The 23655-nt window shown below is 55.3% G+C and carries 23 protein-coding genes; 18 read left to right on the top strand and 5 right to left on the bottom strand.

Annotated features, from left to right (window positions below):
- Position 1 precedes the first annotated feature (1 nt).
- The 18 genes from trxA (at position 2) to H586_RS0100285 (ending at position 18040) form a co-directional block, all read left to right on the top strand.
- Complete coding sequence (gene trxA / locus H586_RS0100370) at positions 2-325, top strand: thioredoxin (protein WP_011367969.1); 324 nt, start codon at positions 2-4, stop codon at positions 323-325.
- Positions 325-1248, top strand: a complete 924-nt coding sequence (gene trxB / locus H586_RS0100365) for a thioredoxin-disulfide reductase (RefSeq protein WP_027181106.1) — start codon at positions 325-327, stop codon at positions 1246-1248. The genes trxA and trxB overlap by 1 nt, the downstream gene beginning before the upstream one ends.
- A complete protein-coding gene (locus H586_RS0100360) occupies positions 1241-1972 on the top strand; it encodes an outer membrane protein assembly factor BamD (RefSeq protein ID WP_027181105.1) in 732 nt (243 codons plus the stop codon). The genes trxB and H586_RS0100360 overlap by 8 nt, the downstream gene beginning before the upstream one ends.
- A 138-nt stretch (positions 1973-2110) precedes the next feature.
- Complete coding sequence (locus H586_RS19790) at positions 2111-2902, top strand: hypothetical protein (protein WP_051363798.1); 792 nt, start codon at positions 2111-2113, stop codon at positions 2900-2902.
- Positions 2903-2953: 51 nt separating this feature from the next.
- Complete coding sequence (fusA, locus tag H586_RS0100350) at positions 2954-4996, top strand: elongation factor G (protein WP_027181104.1); 2043 nt, start codon at positions 2954-2956, stop codon at positions 4994-4996.
- A gap of 40 nt (positions 4997-5036) precedes the next feature.
- Positions 5037-5558 (top strand): DUF2062 domain-containing protein, encoded by a 522-nt coding sequence (locus H586_RS0100345; protein ID WP_011367964.1) that lies wholly within the window; start codon positions 5037-5039, stop codon positions 5556-5558.
- Positions 5533-6339, top strand: coding sequence for a trehalose-phosphatase (gene otsB / locus H586_RS0100340; RefSeq protein WP_027181103.1), 807 nt, complete (start codon positions 5533-5535; stop codon positions 6337-6339). The genes H586_RS0100345 and otsB overlap by 26 nt, the downstream gene beginning before the upstream one ends.
- Before the next feature lie 98 nt (positions 6340-6437).
- The gene (locus H586_RS0100335; protein WP_011367962.1) at positions 6438-7892 is read left to right on the top strand and encodes an alpha,alpha-trehalose-phosphate synthase (UDP-forming); all 1455 of its coding nucleotides are present in this window, start codon (positions 6438-6440) and stop codon (positions 7890-7892) included.
- The gene (gene rsmA, locus H586_RS0100330; RefSeq protein WP_081701732.1) at positions 7892-8734 is read left to right on the top strand and encodes a 16S rRNA (adenine(1518)-N(6)/adenine(1519)-N(6))-dimethyltransferase RsmA; all 843 of its coding nucleotides are present in this window, start codon (positions 7892-7894) and stop codon (positions 8732-8734) included. Before H586_RS0100335 ends, rsmA begins: the two co-directional genes overlap by 1 nt.
- Positions 8735-8927: 193 nt before the next feature.
- A complete protein-coding gene (locus tag H586_RS0100325) occupies positions 8928-9200 on the top strand; it encodes an HU family DNA-binding protein (protein WP_011367960.1) in 273 nt (90 codons plus the stop codon).
- A gap of 21 nt (positions 9201-9221) precedes the next feature.
- Entirely contained in the window at positions 9222-9410 is a 189-nt protein-coding gene (locus tag H586_RS0100320) for a hypothetical protein (protein ID WP_027181101.1), read from the top strand.
- A gap of 145 nt (positions 9411-9555) precedes the next feature.
- Positions 9556-9759 carry a 30S ribosomal protein S21 gene (gene rpsU / locus H586_RS0100315; RefSeq protein ID WP_011367958.1) on the top strand — a complete coding sequence of 68 codons (204 nt, stop codon included), beginning with the start codon at positions 9556-9558 and terminating at the stop codon, positions 9757-9759.
- Between the two features lie 112 nt (positions 9760-9871).
- Complete coding sequence (locus H586_RS0100310; protein WP_027181100.1) at positions 9872-10327, top strand: GatB/YqeY domain-containing protein; 456 nt, start codon at positions 9872-9874, stop codon at positions 10325-10327.
- Positions 10328-10329: 2 nt separating this feature from the next.
- Entirely contained in the window at positions 10330-12645 is a 2316-nt protein-coding gene (locus H586_RS0100305; RefSeq protein WP_027181099.1) for an endonuclease MutS2, read from the top strand.
- A 27-nt stretch (positions 12646-12672) separates the two neighbouring features.
- Positions 12673-14403 carry a DNA primase gene (gene dnaG, locus H586_RS0100300; protein WP_011367955.1) on the top strand — a complete coding sequence of 577 codons (1731 nt, stop codon included), beginning with the start codon at positions 12673-12675 and terminating at the stop codon, positions 14401-14403.
- A complete protein-coding gene (rpoD, locus tag H586_RS0100295) occupies positions 14390-16159 on the top strand; it encodes an RNA polymerase sigma factor RpoD (protein ID WP_011367954.1) in 1770 nt (589 codons plus the stop codon). The genes dnaG and rpoD overlap by 14 nt, the downstream gene beginning before the upstream one ends.
- A gap of 42 nt (positions 16160-16201) precedes the next feature.
- Positions 16202-16888 carry a thermonuclease family protein gene (locus H586_RS0100290; RefSeq protein WP_051363797.1) on the top strand — a complete coding sequence of 229 codons (687 nt, stop codon included), beginning with the start codon at positions 16202-16204 and terminating at the stop codon, positions 16886-16888.
- 39 nt (positions 16889-16927) lie between these two features.
- A complete protein-coding gene (locus H586_RS0100285; RefSeq protein WP_027181097.1) occupies positions 16928-18040 on the top strand; it encodes a GGDEF domain-containing protein in 1113 nt (370 codons plus the stop codon).
- Between the two features lie 84 nt (positions 18041-18124).
- Here the strand turns inward: H586_RS0100285 and cimA are convergent, their stop codons facing one another.
- Genes cimA through H586_RS0100260 form a run of 5 tightly spaced genes read right to left on the bottom strand, consistent with a single transcriptional unit; the run spans position 18125 to position 23629 of the window.
- Positions 18125-19741, bottom strand: a complete 1617-nt coding sequence (gene cimA, locus H586_RS0100280; protein WP_011367951.1) for a citramalate synthase — start codon at positions 19739-19741, stop codon at positions 18125-18127.
- Between the two features lie 11 nt (positions 19742-19752).
- Positions 19753-20982 carry an aspartate kinase gene (locus H586_RS0100275; RefSeq protein ID WP_027181096.1) on the bottom strand — a complete coding sequence of 410 codons (1230 nt, stop codon included), beginning with the start codon at positions 20980-20982 and terminating at the stop codon, positions 19753-19755.
- Between the two features lie 49 nt (positions 20983-21031).
- Entirely contained in the window at positions 21032-21523 is a 492-nt protein-coding gene (tsaE, locus tag H586_RS0100270) for a tRNA (adenosine(37)-N6)-threonylcarbamoyltransferase complex ATPase subunit type 1 TsaE (RefSeq protein ID WP_011367949.1), read from the bottom strand.
- Between the two features lie 14 nt (positions 21524-21537).
- Positions 21538-21990 carry a CBS domain-containing protein gene (locus H586_RS0100265; RefSeq protein WP_011367948.1) on the bottom strand — a complete coding sequence of 151 codons (453 nt, stop codon included), beginning with the start codon at positions 21988-21990 and terminating at the stop codon, positions 21538-21540.
- The gene (locus H586_RS0100260) at positions 21983-23629 is read right to left on the bottom strand and encodes a bifunctional ADP-dependent NAD(P)H-hydrate dehydratase/NAD(P)H-hydrate epimerase (protein WP_027181095.1); all 1647 of its coding nucleotides are present in this window, start codon (positions 23627-23629) and stop codon (positions 21983-21985) included. Before H586_RS0100260 ends, H586_RS0100265 begins: the two co-directional genes overlap by 8 nt.
- Between the last annotated feature and the right edge of the window lie 26 nt (positions 23630-23655).

Genomic DNA, 23655 nt, shown 5'->3' with positions numbered 1-23655 from the left:
CATGGCTGTGCAGGTTACCGATAGCAATTTTGAAGCTGAAGTGATCAAGTCTGAACTCCCCACCCTGATTGATTTCTGGGCACCCTGGTGCGGCCCGTGCCGTGCTATGGGACCGGTCATCGACGAACTGGCAGCCGAATTCGCCGGAAAGGTGAACATCGTCAAGATGAATGTTGACGAAAATCCCGCAACCCCCAGCAAGTACGGCATCCGCGCCATCCCCACCCTTATTCTTTTCAAGGGCGGAGAAGTTGTTGAGCAGATCACCGGCGCAGTGTCCAAGAGCAGCATAAAGGACATGATCACCCAGAAGGCTCTTGGGTAATGAAGCTCTACGATTCCATTGTTATCGGAGGGGGGCCGGCAGGCATGACGGCCGCCCTTTATCTTCTTCGTTCCGGTGTTTCCGTTGCATGGTGCGAAAAGCTGTCACCCGGCGGTCAGATGCTGATGACGGAAGAAATCGAGAATTACCCGGGATTTCCCAAAGGATTGAAAGGGTACGAGCTGGTGGATTTGTTTGCCGCTCACCTCGATGGCTGGTCATTTGATAAATATACTGACGAAGTGGCTGAAATTATTCCCGGAAACGGCGTGCACAGGGTGCGTGTGGGCGATGAGTGGGTTGAAGGAAAGACCCTCATTATCTGCTCCGGTGCCCGTTACAAGCGTCTGGGGCTGCCTAACGAAGAAAGGTTGACCGGTAAGGGGATTTCATACTGCGCGCTGTGTGACGGCAACTTTTTCCGCGGTCAGGAAGTCGGCGTCGTCGGCGGAGGGAACTCCGCGCTCGAAGAGTCGCTGTATCTTTCTAAGCTTGTGAAAAAGCTGCACCTGATCCACCGTCGCGATGATTTCCGCGCTATGAAATGCTATCAGGACAAGGTGTGCATCAAGCCTGATATCGAGGTTGTGCGCAGCACCGTAGTAACTGAGATTCACGGTGAAAATGCTCTCGAAGGCGTTACCTTGCGCAACCTGAAGACCGGTGAAGAACATTTTCTTAAACTTGATGGGCTGTTTGTGTTTATCGGCTTTGAGCCTGTTACCGGATTTTTCCCGGACCAGCTCGGCGTTGATGCGCAGGGGTTCATCATTACGGACGTGGAAATGGCGACGAATGTTCCCGGTATTTTTGCCGCGGGCGATGTGCGTTCCAAGCTGTGCCGTCAGGTGACTACCGCCGTTGGCGACGGTGCCACAGCAGCCAATTCTGCTTTCCTTTATCTGGAACAGCTTGATGCGTAGAACCATTGTACGCTTTATGGTGATGCTGCCGTTGCTGGCAACTCTTTCCGGCTGCGGCATCATTGACTATTTTTTCCTGCCTCCGCCGGAAGACACCGCGCAGGAGCTTTTTGAATCCGGTAATGATGCCATGCGTGAAAAAGATTACGCATCCGCCACCGGCTATTTCAGCAAGTTGAAAGATAACTTCCCCTTCAGTCCGTATGCCATCGAGGCCGAACTGTCGCTGGGGGATGCATACTTTCTGGATGAAGAATATGCCATGGCGGCAGAGGCATATAAGGAATTTGAAACTCTGCATCCGCGGCATAAAGCCATTCCGTATGTGCTTTTTCAGATAGGCAATGCCAACCTGAAAAGTTTTGTGTCCATTGACAGACCGCAGACCAATGTTGCGGAGGCATACGAATACTTCAGCCGTGTGCGTGAGTCTTATCCGGGCAGCGAGTATGCCCAGAAAGCCGGCGAATTGCTGGGAGAGTGCCGCAGGCTTATGGCCGAGCATGAACTCTTCGTGGCGGATTTTTACTGGCGTACCGGAAAATTCCGTTCCGCGGCATCCCGCTATCAGCATGTGGCGCAGGAGTTTCCGGATGTGGAAGACCTGCGGGCGTATGCCGAGGAAAAAGGGAAAATAGCCTATCTGCGTGCCACGGAAGAAAAGGCGCAGCAGGACAGAGACCGGCGCCACGGCTCGTGGAAGCAGTGGTTCGAGTGGTTGTAACAGAACAATATCAAGGCGGCTGAGGCCGCCTTTTTTTATTTCTCCTGCGCGTCTTTGCAGTTGCGGCTGGTTACTGTATAGTCCTTCAGGGGACATTGGTTCTGATTCTGAGAAAAATTCAACTTTCCGGTGTGGTTGATGTCTGACGCCTTTTTTCCTTCGTGGGTTGATGGCCGTATTGTCGCCGATGATGCTTTTGCACAAGCGTATGCCGCAGTATCCGACAGACAACGCGCTTGGCTGAAAACAACCATAGCCCGCCATCAGGCTTTGTATGGTTTTCCGGAATGTGATGCCGGTTCTGCACGCTTTTCATTGCGACAGGGCGGAGCCGTATCGGTGCACAGCCGTCCGGCGGACTGGTGCATTGCAGTGCTGGAAAAAAATTATGCATCGGGACCGCGTCTTCTGGCTGCAACGCTGCCTGCGCTTTTAAGCGGCGTCAGGGCTGTCTGCGTGGTGCGCATCGGTGCGGACGACAGCTGGCCTGCCGCAGTGCTTACCGCCTGTGAACTCGCAGGAATAGAGCTGGTGGCGGATATGACTCCCGATGCTGCCGTGTCTCTGATTCAGGAGGTGCATGCCCGCGGACGGGGCAGGGTGATGCTGCTCGGCAACCATGAACAGGTGGCGTCTGTGGGGCAGATATGTGCGGCGGCGGATATTGCTGCGTGGCGTGAACCGCATATCTCCTGTCTGGCTGCGGACAGCGCGGCCGATAAGGATGTTCTGCGCTGGGCGCATCCCGGCGTCGATGTGGTGGAGGCGACCTCGGCTTCTGCAGCGCGCGCGCTGGTTGCTGCTGCGCAGAAGACGGACATCTGCCGGCACGCAATCGTCCATCTGGGTACAGGGCAGGAAGGGCTGTTCTACTGGCCCCAGCTTTCCCGCGCTTTTTTTACTGAGCAATCTGTTTCTTTCACCGGGTAATGTTCTGTCTCTTTTTCCATCGCATGATTAACAGCAGGTCTGGTACCGAGTATGACAGCCAAATCTCATTCTGATGAGTACATGAAGTCTTTGCGCAATATCGGGGTCATTGCCCATATCGATGCGGGAAAAACTACTCTTACTGAACGTTTTTTGTATTATTCAGACAAGATACACAGAATGGGAGAGGTGCATGACGGCACTGCCACCATGGATTATCTGCCCGAAGAGCAGGAGCGCGGAATCACCATTACGTCAGCTTGTACTACCTGCCGTTGGAAAGATCACGATATTAACATCATAGACACCCCGGGGCATGTCGATTTCACCATTGAGGTGGAACGCTCGTTGCGCGTTCTTGATGGCGCGGTGGGCGTTTTCTGTGCTGTTGGCGGCGTTGAACCGCAGTCGGAGACCGTCTGGCGGCAGTCTCAGCGTTTCAACGTGCCCAAGCTGGCATTTATTAACAAAATGGACAGAGTCGGCGCGGATTTTGAGCGCGTGCTGGGCGATATCCGTTCCAGACTCAAAGCCAACGCCGTGGCAGTGCAGATTCCCGTAGGACAGGGAGAAACGTTTGAGGCCGTCATTGATCTTGTACACATGCGGCGCATCGATTTTGATGCTTCTGATTACGGAAAAACATATTCTTTTTCAGATCTTTCAGAGCAGGAACTGTCGCTTGCAGAATCATGGCGCGAGCGTCTGATCGAGGCGTTGGCAGATTTTGACGACGGGCTTCTTGCGGCGTATCTCTCCGGAGAGGCTGTTTGTGCAGACCAGCTTGAAGCACACCTGCGCACGGCTACGCTGGAGCATGGTCTGGTTCCTGTTTTTGCCGGCTCTGCCCTGCGTAATGTGGGTGTCCAGCCTGTGATGGATGCTGTGTGCAGGTACCTTCCGGGACCTGCTGATGTGCCCGCTCCGGCCGGAGCAACTGAAAACGGAAACATTCAGCTGGCCATTACTCCGGATGCTCCGCTTGCCGCACTGGTTTTTAAGGTCATCATGGAAGGGTCGCGCGCTGTTGCGCTTATACGGCTGTATTCCGGTGTGCTGCACGAAGGGACCGCGTGCTGGAACAGCAGCCGTCAGTGTTTTGAAAAGGCTGCCCAGCTTTTCCGTCTGCATGCGGGGCGCAGAGAGCGTGTGGAACAGGCGCGTGCCGGGGAAATTGTAGGTGTTGTGGGGTTTAAGCAGGCCCGCACCGGCGATACGCTGACGGATAAAGGCTCGCCGGTCGTGCTCGAAAACATCCAGCAGTACCGCCCTGTTATTTCATTGGCTCTGGAACCCCGTAATGCTGAAGAAGCTGAAAAGCTGGACGATGTGCTTTCGCGCGTGCTGGTGGAAGACCCCACTCTTACGCTTGAACATGACGAAGACTCCGGACAGCGGGTGCTTTCGGGCATGGGCGAACTGCATCTGGAGGTGGTGCTCGAGCGGTTGCGCCGCGAATACGGTGTGTCTCCCCGTTCCGGAAACCCTCAGGTTGTCTATCAGGAAACGGTACGCATGACCGCGGAAGCGGAAGCTGAATTTGACCGTGAACTGGGTGATACCCGTCTGTACGGGCACGTGGCGGTTCGTCTAGAACCGCTGGTACGGGATGCCGGTGTGGATGTGCAGACGGCGGTAGATGACGAGACAATTCCTGAAAGCTGGATAGCCGAAGCTGTGCAGGGAGTGAAAGACTGTCTGTTGAGCGGAGTGGTCAAAGGCTTTCCCGTACAGGATGTCAGGGTGACAGTTACGGCTCTGTACCGCACAGACGGGGTCTCTTCCGCCGCCGGGTACCGCATGGCTGCCGTGGCTGCCGTGAAGGCGGCGCTGGAAAAAGCCGGTCCGGTTCTTCTTGAGCCCATAATGACAGTGGAAATTTCTGTACCCGCAGAGTTTGTCGGCGAAGCCATCAGCCTGATGGGTGCCAAAGGGGGGCGTGTGGAAGAAATGCTTGACCAGAGCGGTGTTAAAATCGTGCGCGGCATAGCCCCCATGCGAATGCTTTTCGGTTTCACCACGCAGTTGCGCAGCGCGACACAGGGGCGTGCGGCCCTTGTGCTCACCTTTAACCGTTTTGACATGCTGCAGTAACCGTTGGTGTGTATATCACTTTGCGGAGGAAAAAAGATCCGTGCATTGGTGGGCTTCTTTCAGGCGCCTGTTGCGTTTTCAATACCTCAGGCTGCTGCGCTTAAAAGCATCGACACATTCAATTGCCATGGGGCTGGCTGTGGGCATCTTTGTGGGATGTCTGCCTGTCATCCCGTTTCAGACCATAGCCGCTGTGGTTATGGCGTTTGTTTTCCGCGGCAGCAAGGTGGCTGCGGCACTGGGGACCTGGATTTCAAATCCGGTGAATATGATTCCGTTTTATACAATGCTGTACTACATAGGCAGCCTTGTCATGCCGGTGCAGGCGCACTTCAACCCGCATCACCTTGAACTCGAAGCCATGCTGCACCAGGGCTGGGAGATTGTGGTTGTTATGTTTGCCGGTGGTATTCTGCTGGGGGTTCCTCTGGCTTTTCTGACATATATAGTCACCTTCCGCATGGTGAACGCCTACCGGCAGCGCAGAATGATAAAGCTGCTTAAACAATACGAAGCGGGCAGGAAGGCGAGAGAACATGCTGACATGGGAGCAGGCAGATAATCATCAGGCACTGTGGGCAAAGGTGGCCGTTGCCCCGGAGGTGCTGCTTATGCTTGACTATGATGGTACGCTGGCACCTTTTACCGCTGAACGGGACAGAGCATGGCCGTATGACGGCGTGAGGGAATCCCTCCGCCGGTTGGCTGCGTGCACCGGCATTGTGCCGGTTATTGTTTCCGGCAGACAGTGTCACGAAATTCCGCCTTTGCTGGACCTTGGTATTCCGCTGGAAGTATGGGGCGGGCACGGGGCCGAAAGGCAGCTTCCCGGTGCTCAGTGTGAAAAGGCTGCGCTGTCCGGTGATTTGCGCCAGCGGCTGGATGATGCGTTCGCTCTTGCCTGCGGGCAGGTCTGTCTGCGCCGGATTGAACGCAAAACCTTCAGCGTGGCTGTGCACGTGCGGGGCATGGACTCCGGCACGGCATCCTCAGTGCTGGATGCGCTGCGGGGGCAGTGGACACTGCTTGCAAGTGACGCGGCGTTGGAGATTCTGCCATTCGAATGCGGCCTGGAACTGCGTGTAGCCGGTTTCAGCAAGGCCCGTGCAGTGACGCAGCTTTTGAAAGATCATCCCCTGGCTGCGGCATTTTATCTGGGAGATGACAAAACAGACGAAGATGCTTTCCGCGTGCTTGTTCCTGTTCTGGCATCCGGTGACCGTACAGGCGCTGCTGTTCTGGTTACTGACCGTCCTGCTGCGGTTTCTGCTGCACAGTGGCATCTTGTGCCGCCGGTGCAGCTGCTGGCCTTTTTATCCCGCCTTGCAGCCTGCCGCTGCTGATTGCCTTTGTTTTTTTCCGCGTAATTCTGCTCCGGGTTGTCCGGCAGTGCCGTTGCCGTTATAGTTTCCTCCACTGCAATTATCAGAAGGAGGCTTCCATGACGCCAGCAAAGGGCCTGATCGTCGTATCCAACCGGCTTCCCGTCGTGTTGTCCAGAAATGAAGACGGGTGGGGAATAACGACCGGTGCCGGAGGTCTGGTTTCTGCCATGGCTCCGGTACTGAGAGACCGGGGAGGCACCTGGGTGGGATGGACCGGCGCCAGCGGTGAACATGAGGCCGAATCACTTCTGGGCGAGTTTTCCCGTGAGGCCGGCTATTCCCTCAAGCCGGTCAGGCTGGAGAAAGAAGATGTGGCCGATTTTTACTATGGCTTTGCCAACGAGGTTATCTGGCCGCTGTTTCATGATTTCCAGTCGCTGTGCAATTTTTTTCCGAAATACTGGAAATCGTACCTGCGGGTGAACGAGTTGTATGCCCGTGCTGTCATGGATTCCGGCGATCCGGAAGCGTACGTCTGGGTGCATGACTATCACCTGATGCATGTGGGCGAAATGCTCAAGTCCATGGGCAGCAGGCGCAGGGCAGGTTTTTTTCTGCACATTCCTTTTCCCCCGATGGACAATTATCTGAAGCTGCCGTGGCGGCGCAGACTGCTGTCCGCGCTGCTGGAGTATGATCTTGTGGGGTTTCAGACCTATCGTGACCGCAGAAATTTCATGCAGTCGGTACAGGTACTGCTTCCTCATGTGAAACCGCAGGGGAGGGGGCCTGTAATCGAACTGCTGCTGGACGGGCGCAAGGTAAGGCTGGGGGCTTTTCCCATCAGCATCGATTACCGGTCTTTTGTCCGTACGGCACGTTCTCCTGCGGTGTCCGGCAGGGTGAACGAGCTGAAAAGCGCCATGGACGGGCGCAGGATGCTTCTGGCCGTGGACCGGCTTGATTATTCTAAAGGAATAACATTCCGGCTGGAGGCCTTTCGGGAAGCGCTGGAAAAATACCCCGGACTGCGGGGCAATGTCACCCTGATGCAGATAATGGTTCCCAGCCGGCAGGAGGTGCCCAGATACAACGCCCTGAAGCAGGAAATTGAAAGGCTGGTCGGGGAAATCAACGGGCTGTTCAGCAGACCGGGCTGGAATCCTGTGCAGTACCAGTACAGAAGCCTTGGCAGGGAAGAGCTTGTGGCGTATTACAGGGCCGCTTCGATGGCCATAGTCACCCCTCTGCGTGACGGCATGAATCTGGTGGCCAAAGAATACTGCGCCTGCAATGTGAACCGGCGGGGCGTGCTGTTGCTCAGCGAATTTGCCGGTGCCGCAGCGCAGCTGCAGAACGGAGCCGTGCTGGTGAACCCTTTTGACAGGGAAGGCATGGCGCAGAGCATCAAAGAGGCTCTGGATATGCCTGCCGAGGAAGCACGCCGTAGGATGGACAGAATGCGGGACGTGATTCGAAAAAATGATATTTTCCGCTGGGTGGATATGTTTCTGCTGGCTGCGTTTTCGCGCCATCTTGATGACTTTCCGCCGACCTATGCCCGTAAATAATGACTGATAAGGAATACCAGCATATTATGACCGAACGAACCGCATCTGCGCCACGGGCGAAGAAAAGCCTGGGGCAGAATTTTCTGCAGGACAAGAATATCTCAGCCAAAATAGTCGCTGCCCTGCAGATCGGCCCGGCAGATTGCGTCATTGAAATCGGCCCGGGGCCGGGGGCATTGACTGATTTTATCCAGAAGGCTGCGCCCGCAAGTTTGTGGCTGCTGGAAAAAGATACATACTGGGCAGGGGAACACCGTCGCTCGGACAGCAGAACGCCGGTGGAAAAACAGGTGGTGCTCACCGATGCCCTGACGTTTCCGTGGGAACGCCTGTCGGATGACCGTTCATGGAAGCTTATAGGAAATCTGCCCTATAACGTGGCTTCGCCCCTTATGTGGGACTGTCTCAGTCTTGCCGCTTTCAGCCGTGCTGTTTTTATGATTCAGAAGGAAGTCGGGGACCGCATTGTGGCCGCCCCGCGTTCGCGGCAGTACGGCGCGCTCAGTGTATGGTTACAGAGTCATACGGTTCCCAGAAAGGAACTGATCGTGCCGCCTACTGTTTTCAAACCCCGGCCCAAGGTTGATTCGGCGGTCCTTTCTTTTGCACCTCTGCCGCTTTCGGCCAGAAATTTCAGTCCGGGGGCTCTTTCAGTTCTTTTAAAGATATGCTTTCAGCAGCGCAGAAAGCAATTGCAAAAAATATTAAAGCGTTACTGGAGTGATGCAGTGTGCGGCTGGTTTGAGCAGCAGGGATTGCCGCCCGCCGCCCGGCCTGAGGAATTGTCGCCTAACCAGTTTCAACAACTTGCAAACCTGCTGGAATCACAGCTTGTGTCTTGACGCAGGGCATTGAAATATGCTTGAGTCTTTTCTGCCGATAGTGCCGGTTGCGCCTCCCAAGGTGTTCTGGTATCGGAAAAAAAGAAGCTTGAGAAAAAAATCTCAAAGTGCCGGTTGCAGATATTGTGTGGGTGCGCCGGTCGTAACGCTTTAGCCTGATAATCCTGCAAACCCTGAGAGGAGGAGACGGCAGATGACCAAGGCTGATCTGGTGGAAAAAATTGCTGAAAAAGCGAACCTGACTAAGGCCAACGCAGAACGTTCTCTGAACGCTTTTCTTGAATCCGTTGAGGATGTGCTGGTAAAGGAAGGCAAACTTACCCTTACCGGCTTCGGTACTTTTATGGTTGAAACCCGTCAGGAACGTCAGGGCCGCAACCCCCGCACGGGCGATCCCATTGTCATTCCTGCTGCCAAGGTTGTTAAGTTCCGTCCCGGCAAACTGCTTAAAGACGCAGTAAAGTAACCATCGGAGGCTTTTGTCATGATGCTGCATGGTGAAACCATACAGAGCCCGCTCCCCATGGATATCCCGTGGTGGGCTCCTGATCACTTTGTGTTTTTCGGCGTGTTGTACGCAGTGCTTTTTGTGCTGTTTGCCGGCCTCGGTTATGTGGTGTTCAAGTCGGCTGCACAGGCTGCGCAGGACTGTCAGGGCGGCGGGTCGCACCACTAGACTCCGTTTTTCGGGGCGGCCTTCGGGTCGCCTTTTTTTGTGCCGTGGCAAAACAAGGGTTGCCATGGCGTAGTTTGTCGGGTAAAGAAATCTGTTCACGGCATCCGCTACGGCGGCAGACTGCCGTTGTAGGGAGGTGATTTCTTTGCCCGGTGTATACCTTGACGATAACGAATACAACTTTGATATCGCACTGCGTCGCTTCAAGAAGCAGGTCGAAAAGGCCGGCGTTCTTTCCGAAATGAAGAAGCGTCAGCACTTTGAAAAGCCCAGCGTGATGCGCAAGAAGAAGAAAGCGGCTGCCCGCAAGCGTCTTCTGAAGAAAATGCGCAAGGCTAACATGGGTTAGTTGCACCCTCTCTGTTATGAAGGCCCGCAAGCTTCGCTGTGGCTGATATAACTTTCACGGGAAATCCGGCTTGCTCCGGGTTTCCCGTATTGTCTTGCAAAAGGGGTAATTCATGACTCTTTCTTCCCGTATCGAAACAGACTACATCGCCGCTTACAAAGCCAAGGACTCTTTGCGTCTTGGCGTTTTGCGTCTTTTGAAGACCGCCGTAAAGAATCTGCAGGTTGAAAAAATGCGTCCGCTTACAGAAGACGAAGTTCTGGAAGTGGTCATCCGGCAGACCAAGCAGCGGCAGGACTCCATTGAACAGTACACGGCTGCCGGCCGTCAGGATCTGGCAGACACTGAAGCCGCCGAGCTTGAAATTTTGAAAGACTACATGCCCGCGCAGATAGGTGAAGACGAGCTGGCCGCACTTGTGGAAAAGACCATTGCCGATCTGGGTGCCTCTGGCATGCAGGATATGGGCAAGGTGATGAACGCCATCATGGCGGACTACAAGGGACGTGTGGACGGCAAGGCTCTCAGCGGGATGGTGCGCACCAAGCTGCAGGCTCAGTCCAGTTAGATATGCAGTCCAGAAGCGCGCACGTACTGGAATTTGATAAGGTGCTCCGGCACCTTGCCGGATATGCTGTATCCGAAGCCGGGGCACAGGCCTGTCTTTTGCTGGCGCCCGCCGCTGACTGTGACAGCGCCAGAATGCGCTGCGCTTTTTTCCGTCAGGGACAGCTGTGGGCGGAACGGACAGGGTTCTCTCTTGCTCCGTTTCCCGATCTTTCAGGTGTGTTCCGTTTTCTGGAATCACCGGCGGCTGTGCTGGATATTGACGCCCTGTGGGCCGTGCGGCAGGTGCTTGCGCAATCACGCGAGCTGGCCGTTGCCATAGGGAGTGGCAATACGGCGGAAAACTGGCCGCTTCTGGCGCAGATGCTGGAACGTTACCGCATGCCTGAAAAGGCTCTTTCCGGACTGATGCGTTGCCTTGGCGAAGACGGGTTGCTGCGTGATGAAAGTTCACCGGAGCTGCTGCTGGTCCGGGAAGAAATACGCCGTATTCACCGGCTCTGCACACGCAAGGTGAAAGAGCTGGCCAATACTTACAATCTCAGCCATTACATGCAGGATGAGTTCCTGACGCTTTCCTCTGACAGATATGTGCTTCCTTTGAAGGCAAACTTCAAAGGCCGGCTGCAGGGAATAATTCACGAATACTCCCAGACCGGTGAAACCTGCTATTTCGAACCCATGTTTCTTGTGGAGATCAACAACGATCTTCAGAATCTGAAACGGCAGGAACGCGCGGAAGAGCGCAAGGTTTTTGAATATCTCACGGGTCTGCTTCGCGCAGAGATGGAAGGCGTGAACGCGTGCTGGAACCTGCTTGTGGAAGCGGATGTGCTGCTGGCGCGGTGCGCTCTGGCCGGTGCTTTTGGCGGCATCGCCATAGATTTTGACGACACAAGACCCTTTTCTCTGCGCGGGGTGAAGCATCCGCTGCTGGCACTGTCTTCTGCGGATACGCATCCGGTGGACCTTGAATTGCTGGAAGGACAGAACTGCCTGATCATCAGCGGGGGTAATGCCGGCGGCAAGACGGTAAGCCTGAAGACCATAGGTCTTGTGGCGCTGATGGCCGCTGCCGGGCTGCCCGTGCCTGCTGCTGAAGGCAGCACCCTGCCGTGCTGGCGTGCAGTTCATGCTTTTATCGGCGACGAACAGAGCCTTGAGGGCAATGTCAGTACGTTCACGGCTCAGATACGCAACCTTAGTGATATCTGGCAGGAAGTCGGTAGCGGTTCGCTTGTTATTCTTGACGAATTCGGTGCGGGAACGGACCCCGCGCAGGGCGCCGCGCTGGCTCAGGCTGTGGTTGACGAGCTTATGGAAAAGAATGTCACCGTGTGTGTGGCTACTCATTTTCCGGCTCTCAAAGCCTATGCCCTGAGCAGGGAAGGTGTCCGCGCTGCTTCGGTGCTTTTTGATCCCGGTACCAAGAGACCTCTGTACCGTCTTGCCTATGATCAGGTTGGGGCCAGTCAGGCTCTGGATGTTGCCCGTGAACATGGCATGCCCGATGCTGTGCTCAGGCGTGCGCATAACTATCTGCTGCTGGACGGAGAAGATTCAGCTGCGCTTATTGAACGTCTTAATGCCCTTGCAGTATCCAGAGAACAGGAACTGGATGATCTTGAACGCGAAAAGCTGCGACTGAAGAGCAAGCGGGACAAGCTTGAAGCCAGATTTGAAAAGGAGCGGCTCCGTCTTTTTGAAAGTGTGCAGGCTCAGGCGCAGGACGTGCTGCGTGACTGGAAACAGGGTAAGCGCAGCCATAAGCAGGCGTTGAAAGACCTTGCGGCGGTGCGTCAGCGTCTTGTCAGCGAGCAGGCCGCGGCGCAGCAGGAACAGGCCGCCCCGGTGGAAGCACTTTGCGCAGGCATGACTGTCCGTTATATTCCCTGGGGAAAAAAGGCTGTCATTGAAGAGGTTGACGCACGCAAAGAGCGCCTTAAAGTTGACTTGAACGGTGTGTCTTTGTGGGTTTCTTGCAAGGATGTGGCCGCGTCGGTACCGCCTGCCGCGCCGAAGACCGTACGGCGTGAGTCGGTGGTGGCGGAAGATAACGTGCAGGAACCTGCCGGTCCGCCCATGCGCGCAGATCTGCGCGGGATGAGAGCCGATGTGGCCGTGGCAGAGCTTGCGGCTGTGCTTGATAACGCACTGCTTGCCGGTACCCGCGAGGTGGAAGTGGTCCATGGCCGGGGTACAGGTGCGCTGCGGAAGGAAGTTCACGCTTTTTTGCGGAGTTTTGCTGCGGTCGATGCTTTCCGCCTTGCACCCGAAGGGCGCGGCGGCGACGGCATGACCATTGTCGAATTGAAGTAGCCTTGCATTTGCGGAGATTGTGCCATTATGTCGGGTCACGATAATTCGGCTGTACAGGCCATCAAGTCCAGACTGAATCTTGCCGAGCTGGCGCGGCGATATGTTGAATTGCGCCGTATAGGCAACCGCTGGATGGCACCGTGTCCTTTTCATCAGGAGACCAAACCTTCTTTTTCCATCAATGAGGAAGAGGGCTTTTTCTACTGCTTCGGTTGTCAGGCTTCCGGTGATATAATTGATTTTTACAGCCGGATAAACGGACTTGAATTCCGGGAGGCGTTGGAGCAGCTTGCCGAAGAGGCGGGGGTGACTCTGGGCCAGCGGCAGGCCGATCCCAGAGAAGAGCAGGAGCGCAAGTTCCGGTCCCGCTGTTATGAAATGTACGAGCTGGCGACAAAGCATTTCCGCAGAAATCTGCAGTCCGCGGCCGGTGCTGAGTGCCGCAGCTACATTGCCGACCGGGGAATACCCGACGAGATTGTCAGTTCTTTTGAGCTGGGCTGGAGCAAAAGAGAGTGGGCTGCACTTTCCGATGAATTACAGCGTGCCGGGTATGCTCCCCGCGATGCCACCCGTGCCGGGCTGCTTTCATCCAACGACTCCGGCAGAATGTATGACAGGTTCCGGGGCAGACTTATTTTTCCCATCAAAAATCTTTCGGGAAAAGTTATTGCTTTTGGCGGCAGAATAATTAGCTCAGAAGATCAGGCGAAATATATAAACAGCAGTGACAGTACCATATACAAAAAGGGCGACCATCTGTACGGCCTGTATCAGGCCAGAAGGTCCATATCGCAGCATAAGCGTGCTCTTTTGACAGAAGGGTATATGGACGTGCTGGCTTTGCACCAGTTCGGGCATACCAATGCCTGCGGCGTGCTGGGTACGGCCCTGACGGAGGCGCAGGTAAAGCGTCTCGGCGGATTTTGTTCGCATGTTGACCTGCTTTTTGACGGTGACGGTCCCGGGCGCAAGGCCGCTTTGCGCAGCTGCGAAATGATGCTGGTGAAAGGTATGGATTGTCGTGTGGTGCTGATGCCCGAGGGCGAAGATATCGACAGCCTGCTGCACCAGCAGGGGGCACAGGCTTTTCGTGAATTGACGGAATCAGCTCCCGACGGGCTTGAATACTGCATCAGGACGCTACGGGATTCTTATTCGCCGCGGGAGATTCTGGACTGGACGGCGGCTTTTCTGCGCCAGCTCGACCGGCCCGATCTGGCAAGCTTTTATGTGACGCGTCTTGCCGGCGGTCTGGGGCTGCAGGAAGCGGACCTGCGGGCTTCGCTTTCTTCGCCTGCAGGGCGAAACAGACAGCAGCGTGCAGCGGGCAATCGTGTGCAGACGGGAAAGGAAAAGAAACTTGAGATGCATCTTATGGAGTTTCTCGTCCGCTTTCCGCACCATATTTCCAACCTGCAGGCCCGCGGCGCGGAGGAAGTGCTTGTTTCGCGCTGGGCCAGAGATATGTGGGATAAACTTTTGGCGTTCGGAGCCGATGAAGCGCCGAACCATTTTTCTGAAGAACAGAAAGCGCTTTGGATCAGATGCAGGGTTGCCAGCCCTATTCCGGCTGAGAACGAGCGGCAGGAACTTGAGGACTTATACTCCAAGTTGGCCGAACTGAATCAGAAAGAACAAAGCAGGATGATGCTGGCGGCACTGAGACAGCTGAGCAGTGATGCAAATTCCGAAGCGGGTTTTGAGCTTCTTCGGGCCATGAAAGATAATCTGGGGAGATCCGATGGGCAACATTAAGGAAATCCAGCAAATCAAGACCCTGATTGCCAAAGGCAAGGTCGCGGGCTTTCTCACGTTTGAGGAAGTTAACAAAGCTTTGCCGGCAGAGGTCAACACGCCTGAGCAGATTGAAGAAATCATCGGGATTTTCGATCAGCTTGATATTGCGATTGTCGATTCTGAAAAAGACGGCAAAAAAATAAGCGTTTCCCCTGCCGAGGCAGATGACGAAGGGGGTGACGGAGGGCTGGAGCTGACCGATGAAGACGATCCTGCCGACTATTCTTCGCGCAGTACAGACCCTGTAAGGATGTACCTGCGGGAAATGGGCGCTGTGCCGTTGCTCGACCGTGACGGTGAAGTGAACATTGCCAAGAAGATAGAGACCGGAGAGCAGGATGTTCTGTACGCTCTGGTGGAAGTTCCCATCGCTGTGGAAGAGCTTATTTCCGTGGGCGAAGACCTGAAGGAAAACCGCATCAAACTTAAGGATGTGGTTAAAACCATCGAGGAAGACGACCCCAGCGAAGACGAGATGAACCAGCGGCAGCGGGTTATTTTGCTGCTGGATGAAATCCAGTCTACATTCAAGAAAAAACGCAAGGTTTATCAGCGTCTTGACGAGTGCTGTACGCTTGAGCGCCGCGTATATGGTATCCAGAAGGAAATTATCGCCTATAAAGAGGAGATAGTCTCCCGACTGCGCGACATCAAGCTGGAAAAAACGCTTATCGACCGTATTATAGAAACGGTTGAAGACTATGTGCGTCAGATGCATAACTGCCAGCGGGACCTTTCGGCATATATATTGTCCACCGGCAAGACCCAGACGGAAATGCGCGAGCTGTTCCGTCAGCTGGACGACCGCGAAATCAATCCGGTTGTGGCGGCAGACAGCCTTAATCTGACGGTTGAAGAGCTGTTTTCATTCAAGGAAATGATCATGGGCAAAATGGAAATCCTGAACAGGCTTCAGGAGAAATGCTGCCACAACGTGACTGACCTTGAAGAAGTGCTCTGGCGTATCAAGCGCGGAAACAGTCATGCCATGCGTGCCAAGCAGGAACTTATCCGTTCCAACCTGCGCCTTGTGGTGAGCATCGCCAAAAAATACACCAACCGCGGTTTGCAGTTTCTTGACCTGATTCAGGAAGGGAACATCGGCCTGATGAAAGCTGTAGACAAGTTCGAGTATCAGCGCGGGTACAAGTTTTCGACCTACGCCACGTGGTGGATCCGTCAGGCCATCACGCGCGCCATTGCAGATCAGGCGCGGACAATCCGTATTCCTGTGCATATGATCGAAACCATCAACAAGCTGATCCGTACATCGCGTTATCTTGTTCAGGAACTCGGGCGTGACCCCACACCTGAAGAAATCGCCGAACGTATGGATTACCCCATCGACAAGGTGAAAAAGGTTCTGAAAATTGCCAAGGAACCCATCTCCCTTGAAACGCCTATCGGCGATGAAGAAGATTCGAGCCTCGGTGATTTTATTGAAGACAAGAAAGCCGTTGCTCCTGCCGAAGAAGTGGTCAACACCAAGCTGAGCGAGCAGATTGCCGCAGTGCTGGCTGATCTGACTCCCCGCGAAGAGCAGGTGCTGCGTAAGCGCTTCGGCATCAACGAGAAGTCCGATCACACTCTTGAGGAGGTCGGAAAGCTGTTTAACGTGACACGAGAGCGCATCAGGCAGATAGAAGCCAAGGCGCTGCGCAAGCTCAGGCATCCGGTAAGGAGCCAGACCCTGCGCTCGTACTACGAAAGCTAGACTTCAGGGCGGCTCCGCACGGGGCCGCCTTTTTGGTGTTTCATGCATAAAAAAGCCCTGCCGGTGAGCGTACCTGCCGCGTATGCAGTGATGCGACTATGTTTGTGCACGTTTCTGCTGGCGTGTTTTGCCTGCACTGCAGAAGCCGGACTCCTGCGGTATGATATCTCCTCGGTACCTGACGGCGATACGATAGTCCTTGCCGGCGGAACAGTTGTCCGTCTCAGGGGAATTGATGCTCCCGAAGTGGGCCGTAACGGCCATGCTTCCGGCTTTTATGCACACAGAGCGCATCAACAGCTTGTCGGGTTGCTGAAGAAGCGGCAGGTGCTGATCGATATGGAAAAAAGCAGCCGTGACAGGTACGGAAGGGTACTGGCAGACGTGTATCTGCCGGACAGACGCCTGCTGAGCGAAGTGCTTGTCGCGTCAGGGGCAGCCTGGCTTTATCAGCACGCCGATACGCCTGTCGGCCTGCGCGACACCCTGCTGGCCGCGCAACGGCGGGCAATAACCGCAAAGACAGGCATGTGGAGGCATGTGGCAGACCTAGATACCCCGCAGGGGGGGTACCGCGGAAACAGGCGCAGTATGCGGTTTTTTACACAGAAATGCGAAGCCTATTATAAAATTTCCTATCGGAATGTCGTGCATTTTGATACTCTGACCGAAAGCTTCATGGCAGGCATGGCTCCGGCAAGGTCATGCGATGTCTGGCCGTTACAGTGATCATGTAGTGATAATCCTTCTGCTGACAGGTATAGTGTTATGAAGATTAGCCCGCTTAAAGATGTTGCCGGTTCGGTGCATGCTGTCTGCGACGACCGCCTGCACTGCGATTTTTCTGCTGACGGCCGTATGTGCGAAGCTCTTGACAACGCAGGAGTGCCCCGTGATGCAAAGTGGCGGACTCTTGTTTTGTACATGCGAGGCATGCAGGAATATTCCTATCTGACAGATGAACAGAAAATGCAGGTTCAGCAACTGCTTGTTGACCTGTTGCAAAACAAAGATTTTTCAGACCGGAATTACGAGAGAATTCTGGAGCGTGACAGACAGATTCTTGTGGCACCCTATGAGCAGCGCCTTAACAGGGCCATGCAGGAAACCATGGCTCTTGCCGGCGAGTTCCGCAGTATCCTGCTGCGCAGAAAAGGTGATGTGGAGCATCTGGAATCCCGCAGCATTCAGGCGGTGACCGAGGGCAGAGAGCCCGAAGAAGTCGTGGCTTTGTTGAAAGATACCTTTCGTGAAGTTCTGCTTGAGATGGAACGTGACGCCGCAGCCATGACAGAACTGACCCAGCGTGATCCTTTGAGTGGTCTGCATAACAGGCGCGCATTTGATGCCTTTCTTTCCGGCGCGGTTCAAAGCTGGCGCAGAGAGGGAACCCCGCTTTCTCTCATCATGCTGGACATTGATAATTTTAAAAATTTCAACGACGAATACGGCCACCGCATAGGGGATCAGGCCATTCAGACCGTGGCCAGAATTTTACAGGAGGCTGTCCGCGGGCATGCTGCCGAACACGAAAAAGATTTTCTTGTTGCCCGTTACGGGGGCGAGGAGTTTTCCGTGGTGCTCAGAGGGGCACTTGCTTCTCTGGCGGAAAAAATTGCAGAGAGCGCCCGCAGCAGCATGGAGAATTTTAACTTTGTCATCCGCAATAACAGCGGGGAGGTGGTGCGAAGCGGCATCAGCATCACCCTGAGTGCCGGAGTGGCTTTTGCCAGCAGTTTGTGGCGCGGCGCTTATGAGGATAATCTTATCGATTCCGCAGATCGGGCTCTTTATGAGGCCAAACGCGGCGGACGTAATCTGGTGTTCAGGTACCGTGATGATCAGGACGGCAACAGCCGGTATGAGCTTGTGGACAGCTGAACGCAGACAGCGAATTGAATAAAAAAGGCCGGGTGACCGGCCTTGATTTTTATCGGGCCCCGCCGTGGCGGGAATTGTGTTCTGCTAGCCCAGTTTGGCCCGCTGTTCACCTTCGTCTTTATACAGTTTGTAGGTAATGGAATCCACCAGCGCCTGCCAGCTGGCTTCGATGATGTTGAATGATACCCCTACGGTTACCCAGCGGCTATGCTGGTCACCGGACTCAATGAGCACCCGTACGACGGAGGCCGTACCGCCGTCGCTGCGTTTGCTTCCGTTCAGCACCCGCACCTTGAAATCGAGCAGCCGCATTTCGTTGAGGCGGGGGTAAAAACCCGAAAGCGCTTTGCGCAGGGCGTTGTCCAGCGCGTTGACAGGACCCCGGCCGGAAGCTGCCGTGTGCTCTTCCACTCCTTCCACTTCTACCATGACTGTGGCTTCCGACATGGGTTCGGCGTCGCGTCCCTGTTTTGACTCTATGACGCGGAAATTGATAAGCCGGAAAAACTGCCGGACACCCCTGCGGGCCAGCTTTTTAAAAAGCAGCAGCTCCACAGATGCCTCTGCAGCCGCATAGTCGTACCCAAGACTTGCGTTGTCTTTCAGTTCCTTGAGAAGACCTTTGACAACTGGTTCATCCTTGTCGAGATGAAAACCGAATCTGCGGGCTATGGAAACAATGTTGCTCCTGCCTGCAAGTTCGGTAAGCAGTACCCGCTGTCTGTTGCCCACTTCTTCGGGGTCCATATGTTCATACAGGCTGGCCATACGGTTAACGGCACTGGCATGAATGCCCCCCTTGTGCGCAAAGGCCGACCTGCCCACAAAGGGCTGGCGGCTGAACGGCTGCACATTGGCCACTTCGGAGACAAAGTGGGAAATACGTGTCAGCTGCGGAAGCCTGCCCTCGGGCAGACACTGATACGTCCGGGCAAATTTCTGTTCCAGCGTGGGGATGATGGAGCAGAGGTTGGCGTTGCCGCAGCGTTCACCGACTCCGTTCATTGTGCCCTGAATATGGGTTGCCCCGCTTTGTACCGCGGCGATGGAATTAGCCACCGCAAGCTCGCAGTCGTTGTGTGCGTGTATGCCCAGCGCGGCATCGGGCAGGGCTTTGCGCACAGAGGCGGTTATGGTTGCCACTTCACTGGGCAGGCTGCCGCCGTTTGTATCGCACAGCACCAGCACGCGGGCTCCGGCTGCATAAGCCTGCCGGAGCACCGCAAGAGCATAGTCGGGATTTGCCTTGAAGCCGTCGAAGAAATGTTCGGCGTCAAAAAGCACTTCCGAGAGCTTTTGACGCAGATAGGCAACGGAATCGTGAACGATTTCCAGATTGCGTTGCTCTGTGACACGTAGCGCTTCCTTGACATGCACATCCCAGCTTTTGCCGAAAATGGTGGCTGTACTGACGCCCGATTCGATAATGGCCCGCAGGTTGGGGTCTTCCTGTGCCTGAAAGTTAGGATGGTGCGTACTGCCGAAAGCGGCAATGCGCGCTGTTTTCAGGGCATAGTTTTCAATATCGCTGAAAAACGATCTGTCCACAGGGTTGGACCCCGGCCAGCCGCCTTCAATATACCGGACTCCCAGCTCATCCAGCTTGAGAGCTATCTTGATTTTATCTTCGGTGCTGAGGTTTATATCCTCGGCCTGAGTGCCGTCACGCAGCGTGGTGTCGTATATTTCTATGTGCTTCATGGCATTGTGTGTCAGCCCGCCTGTGACTGATCTTTGTCGAGGCCGAAGGCATCATGCAGTGTGCGGACGGCCAGTTCTGTGTATTTTTCTTCTATCAGACAGGTTATTTTGATTTCAGAAGTGCTGATCATCAGAATATTGATGTTTTCTCTGCGCAGCGTGGCAAAAGTTTTGCTGGCAACGCCCGAATGATTGCGCATGCCGACGCCGATTGCCGAAACTTTGCAAACATTGAGGTCGTGCAGCACTTCCTTGGCGCCCACTTCTGCTCTGGTTTTTTCCACCAGTTCAAGCGCTCTCGTCAGGTCTTTGCGGGGAACGGTGAACGTCATGTCTGTGACGCCGTCCAGACTCGGGTTCTGGACTATCATGTCCACCACTATGCCGGCATCGGCAAGGGGACAGAACAGCGACGCGGCCACGCCGGGCGTGTCCGGCACACCGCGTAGGGTAATTCGTGCCTGATCCTTGTCATATGCAATGCCGGATACCATGACGGCTTCCATCTGAGAGTCCTCCTGAGTAAGCAATGTTCCTGAATCATTGGTAAAAGTTGAGCGAACGCGGACAGGCACCTTGTATTTTTTTGCAAATTCCACAGAACGTATCTGCAGAACCTTTGCTCCCATGCTGGCCATCTCAAGCATTTCGTCATAGGAAATGCGGTCCAGTTTACGGGCTGAGGAACACATATTGGGGTCTGTCGTGTATACGCCGTCCACATCAGTATAAATTTCGCATTCACAGCCCAGAGCCGCCGCCAGCGCCACGGCAGAAGTATCGGAGCCGCCGCGACCGAGCGTGGTTATGCGGTTATCATCGTTTATGCCCTGAAAGCCGGCAACGGCCAGCACATCGTGCGCTTCAAGCAGTTCGACCAGGGTGTCTTTGCGGATATCAAGAATGCGGGCACGGCTGTACGCCGTATTGGTTTTCAGCGGAATCTGAAAACCAAGCACCGAGCGGGCCTTGATGCCTTCGTTCTGCAGCAGCATGGCAAAAAGCGATACCGAGACCTGCTCGCCCGTGGAGATGAGCGCATCCACTTCCGCCTCGTCGGGGCATTGCGACCACTGGCCGGCCATGTTGAGCAGCCGGTTGGTTTCTCCGGACATGGCGGAAAGAACGGCTATTACTTTGTAACCGTTTTCTCGGGCGTGCAGCACTTTCTGCTTGACCTGCTGCATGCATTCCAGATTTGCGACTGAAGTTCCACCGAACTTCTGAACCAGAATACGCATACCGTAATCCTAATCGTTTAGCGTAGTTTCAAAGGGCGCCGTGTTGTGCTTATGCAGTGAACCCGGCCGTCTGCGGGGTCAGACAGGCAAGTACATTTTCTGCTCCGGTGCCGGAAGCCTGGATGGTTACCAGTCTGCCTTGGGGCTGTTCGAGCCATGTGAGCACCAGAGCGTTGTCAGGCTTTGCATCGGCAGGCAGGTATTCGGCCCACTCGATAATCACGACGGAAGAACCGTCTTCCACATGATCGTAAAGACTGTCATCCACCGGAGCACCCTGCAGCCTGTACAGGTCGTAGTGCACCGTTTCCGGTCCGGTGGGGTATATGTTGCATATATTGAAGCTGGGGCTGCTCACTTCAGCGGCAAAGCCGCCGGGCAGGGCCGACACCAGTCCGCGGACAAGTGTTGTTTTACCGGCACCCAGACTGCCGCAGAGAAGAAGCGCAATACCACTGCCGGACTGCCGTATGCAGTCCGCAAGTATCGCTCCCAGTTTCAGCGTGGCTTCTGCATCATGAAGCCTGAGTGAAAGCTGCATGGCTTGAATACGGGCTAAACGCCGACCAGCGTGCGCAGAACATCTTCTTTGCCGACAACGCCGACAAGAATGCCGTCCTTGACAACGGGCAGCGTATAATACTTGGAATCCACCATCAGGGTGGCGACTTCATCCAGCGGGGTATCCGGCGTGACAGTGGCCGGATTGTCGGTCATGGCATCGCTGACACGGGTGGCAGCGACCTTGCGCATTTCCGAATCCATGTCAGATAGCGATTTCAGCGGAATGAAGCCGTCAAGAATGGTGAAAAGAGAGGGCAGATTGACCTTTTTCTGCTGAGCGACAAGGTCGCTCTGACACAGCACTCCCACCAGCTTGCCGGCGTCGTCCACAACGGGCAGGCCGTTGAACTTGTATTCCAGCATCAGTTTGGTGGCTTCGATGATATCCATGTCAGGAGCTACGGTCACAGGGTCTGCGGACATGATGTCTTTTGCGCTAAGCATGATAAAGCTCCTTTCTGGTACGGGGAATGGTATCAGCTATTTCAGATGCGGTAGTACCGCGCAACGGAAATTCCTGCAACAGGAGTTCTCCGGCTTTTCCGTGGATGAATGCCGCAGCGGCGGCGGCATTGAATGCCCCAAGGCCCTGTGCCGCAAATGCGGCGCATATACCGGCAAGCACATCGCCGGAGCCGCCCACCGCCAGTGACGGCCCTCCGGCGTCGATAAACGCTGTAAATGACTGTGTGCTGCCCACCAGAGTGCCTGCGCCCTTCAGAATACAGGTTGCTGCTGTGCGCCGCGTCAGCATTTCCAGCGCGGCAAGCCTGTCTGCCTGTACCTGCTCTATGGTCAGACCCGTCAGAAAAGCCATTTCGCCCGGATGAGGTGTAAGAATATCTGTTTCACGCATCAATGCAAGCATCTGCGTAGGGTGGCGTAAATGGAAAAGTGCGTCCGCATCGATGACGGAGGCAGGCCTGGGGGTTTTCAAAATTTCGGCAAGCGCCTCGCCGGCGTGAGCCGAGCGCCCCATGCCGTTGCCCACAATGACTGCGTCGTAGCGCTCATCCAGCCCTTCCAGCATGCGTGCGTCAAAAGCGGCCCAGTCGTCGCCGCACGCAAGCGGCAATGTCATGATGTCCGGATTGCCATGTCTGACACAGGCTTCAAGGCGGGCAGGAACGGCCACCGTGACGAGTCCGGCACCGGCGCGCAAGGCTCCGGCAGCCGCCAGCAGCGGAGCACCGCAAAGCCCTGCGGACCCGCCGATGACCAGCACACGGCCTGCCGTGCCCTTGTGCATGGCCGCCGAGGGCGGGGGGGGCAGTGCGGCAACAGCACATGTGGCCCTGCGAAGTCGCGTGGGATACCTGTTCTGGATAGCGGGAGGAATGCCGATGTCCCGTATGTGCAGCCTGCCGGTATATTCCTTTGCCTCGGGGTGAAGCAGTCCTGTCTTCGGAGCCTGAAATGTGACGGTGCAGCGGGCACAGACGCACTCCGGAGAGGGCAGCCCCGTCAGTCCGTCCATACCGCTGGGAATATCCAGTGAAAAGACAAATGCGGTCCGTGCCAGCGCATTGATATGCCGGATAAGTGCCAGCAGCGAATCTGACACTTCGCCCCGCAGTCCCGTTCCCAGCAGACCGTCAACCACGATGTCCGGCATGACGGGCACCGGACAGGCGTCGTCGTTCCAGTTTGATAATTCCTTGGTGGAAAGGACAGCGGGGATAACTGCGGGACAAGATGCGTCATACTGTACAAAAAGCACTCCCGCCTGAAGTGCACGCTCTATGTGCCATGCCGCCTCCTGCCGGAAATCTTCAAGCGGGCGCGTGTGCACCACAAGCACGGTGGCACCGGCACCGCAAAGAAGTCTGGCCAGTGCGGCGGTATCGCCGCCGTTGTTTCCTCCACCCATGAAACAGAGGATGCGCTTTTCAGCAAGGCACCATGCAGGGTCTTCCGCCGTATGCGCGCCCGTTGCCGAGGATTTTTCAAAGCAGCCGCACAGCACTCTGAAAGCTTCGCGGGCGGCGTTTTCCATCAGCATCTCGGCAGGCATGCCCGCTTCGTCAACGGCAGCCTGATCCCACCGGTTCATTTCCTGTGGTGTGGGCAGGGGGAGAAACATAAACACACCTCTTGTTGCAGATCCGC

Source organism: Oleidesulfovibrio alaskensis DSM 16109 (genome assembly GCF_000482745.1).
Lineage (GTDB): Bacteria > Desulfobacterota > Desulfovibrionia > Desulfovibrionales > Desulfovibrionaceae > Oleidesulfovibrio > Oleidesulfovibrio alaskensis.
The sequence above is the reverse complement of the archived record's forward strand: the minus strand, read 5'-3'. Positions and strand labels throughout refer to the sequence as shown.

Excerpts from the sequence above, each read along its gene's own strand:
- trxA (WP_011367969.1), top strand. The coding sequence starts at position 2 with ATGGCTGTGCAGGTTACCGATAGCAATTTTGAAGCTGAAGTGATCAAG.
- trxB (WP_027181106.1), top strand. The coding sequence starts at position 325 with ATGAAGCTCTACGATTCCATTGTTATCGGAGGGGGGCCGGCAGGCATG.
- H586_RS0100360 (WP_027181105.1), top strand. The coding sequence starts at position 1,241 with ATGCGTAGAACCATTGTACGCTTTATGGTGATGCTGCCGTTGCTGGCA.
- H586_RS19790 (WP_051363798.1), top strand. The coding sequence starts at position 2,111 with ATGTCTGACGCCTTTTTTCCTTCGTGGGTTGATGGCCGTATTGTCGCC.
- fusA (WP_027181104.1), top strand. The coding sequence starts at position 2,954 with ATGACAGCCAAATCTCATTCTGATGAGTACATGAAGTCTTTGCGCAAT.
- otsB (WP_027181103.1), top strand. The coding sequence starts at position 5,533 with ATGCTGACATGGGAGCAGGCAGATAATCATCAGGCACTGTGGGCAAAG.
- H586_RS0100335 (WP_011367962.1), top strand. The coding sequence starts at position 6,438 with ATGACGCCAGCAAAGGGCCTGATCGTCGTATCCAACCGGCTTCCCGTC.
- rsmA (WP_081701732.1), top strand. The coding sequence starts at position 7,892 with ATGACTGATAAGGAATACCAGCATATTATGACCGAACGAACCGCATCT.
- H586_RS0100325 (WP_011367960.1), top strand. The coding sequence starts at position 8,928 with ATGACCAAGGCTGATCTGGTGGAAAAAATTGCTGAAAAAGCGAACCTG.
- H586_RS0100320 (WP_027181101.1), top strand. The coding sequence starts at position 9,222 with ATGCTGCATGGTGAAACCATACAGAGCCCGCTCCCCATGGATATCCCG.
- H586_RS0100310 (WP_027181100.1), top strand. The coding sequence starts at position 9,872 with ATGACTCTTTCTTCCCGTATCGAAACAGACTACATCGCCGCTTACAAA.
- H586_RS0100305 (WP_027181099.1), top strand. The coding sequence starts at position 10,330 with ATGCAGTCCAGAAGCGCGCACGTACTGGAATTTGATAAGGTGCTCCGG.
- dnaG (WP_011367955.1), top strand. The coding sequence starts at position 12,673 with ATGTCGGGTCACGATAATTCGGCTGTACAGGCCATCAAGTCCAGACTG.
- rpoD (WP_011367954.1), top strand. The coding sequence starts at position 14,390 with ATGGGCAACATTAAGGAAATCCAGCAAATCAAGACCCTGATTGCCAAA.
- H586_RS0100290 (WP_051363797.1), top strand. The coding sequence starts at position 16,202 with ATGCATAAAAAAGCCCTGCCGGTGAGCGTACCTGCCGCGTATGCAGTG.
- H586_RS0100285 (WP_027181097.1), top strand. The coding sequence starts at position 16,928 with ATGAAGATTAGCCCGCTTAAAGATGTTGCCGGTTCGGTGCATGCTGTC.
- cimA (WP_011367951.1), bottom strand. The coding sequence starts at position 19,741 with ATGAAGCACATAGAAATATACGACACCACGCTGCGTGACGGCACTCAG.
- H586_RS0100275 (WP_027181096.1), bottom strand. The coding sequence starts at position 20,982 with ATGCGTATTCTGGTTCAGAAGTTCGGTGGAACTTCAGTCGCAAATCTG.
- tsaE (WP_011367949.1), bottom strand. The coding sequence starts at position 21,523 with ATGCAGCTTTCACTCAGGCTTCATGATGCAGAAGCCACGCTGAAACTG.
- H586_RS0100265 (WP_011367948.1), bottom strand. The coding sequence starts at position 21,990 with ATGCTTAGCGCAAAAGACATCATGTCCGCAGACCCTGTGACCGTAGCT.
- H586_RS0100260 (WP_027181095.1), bottom strand. The coding sequence starts at position 23,629 with ATGTTTCTCCCCCTGCCCACACCACAGGAAATGAACCGGTGGGATCAG.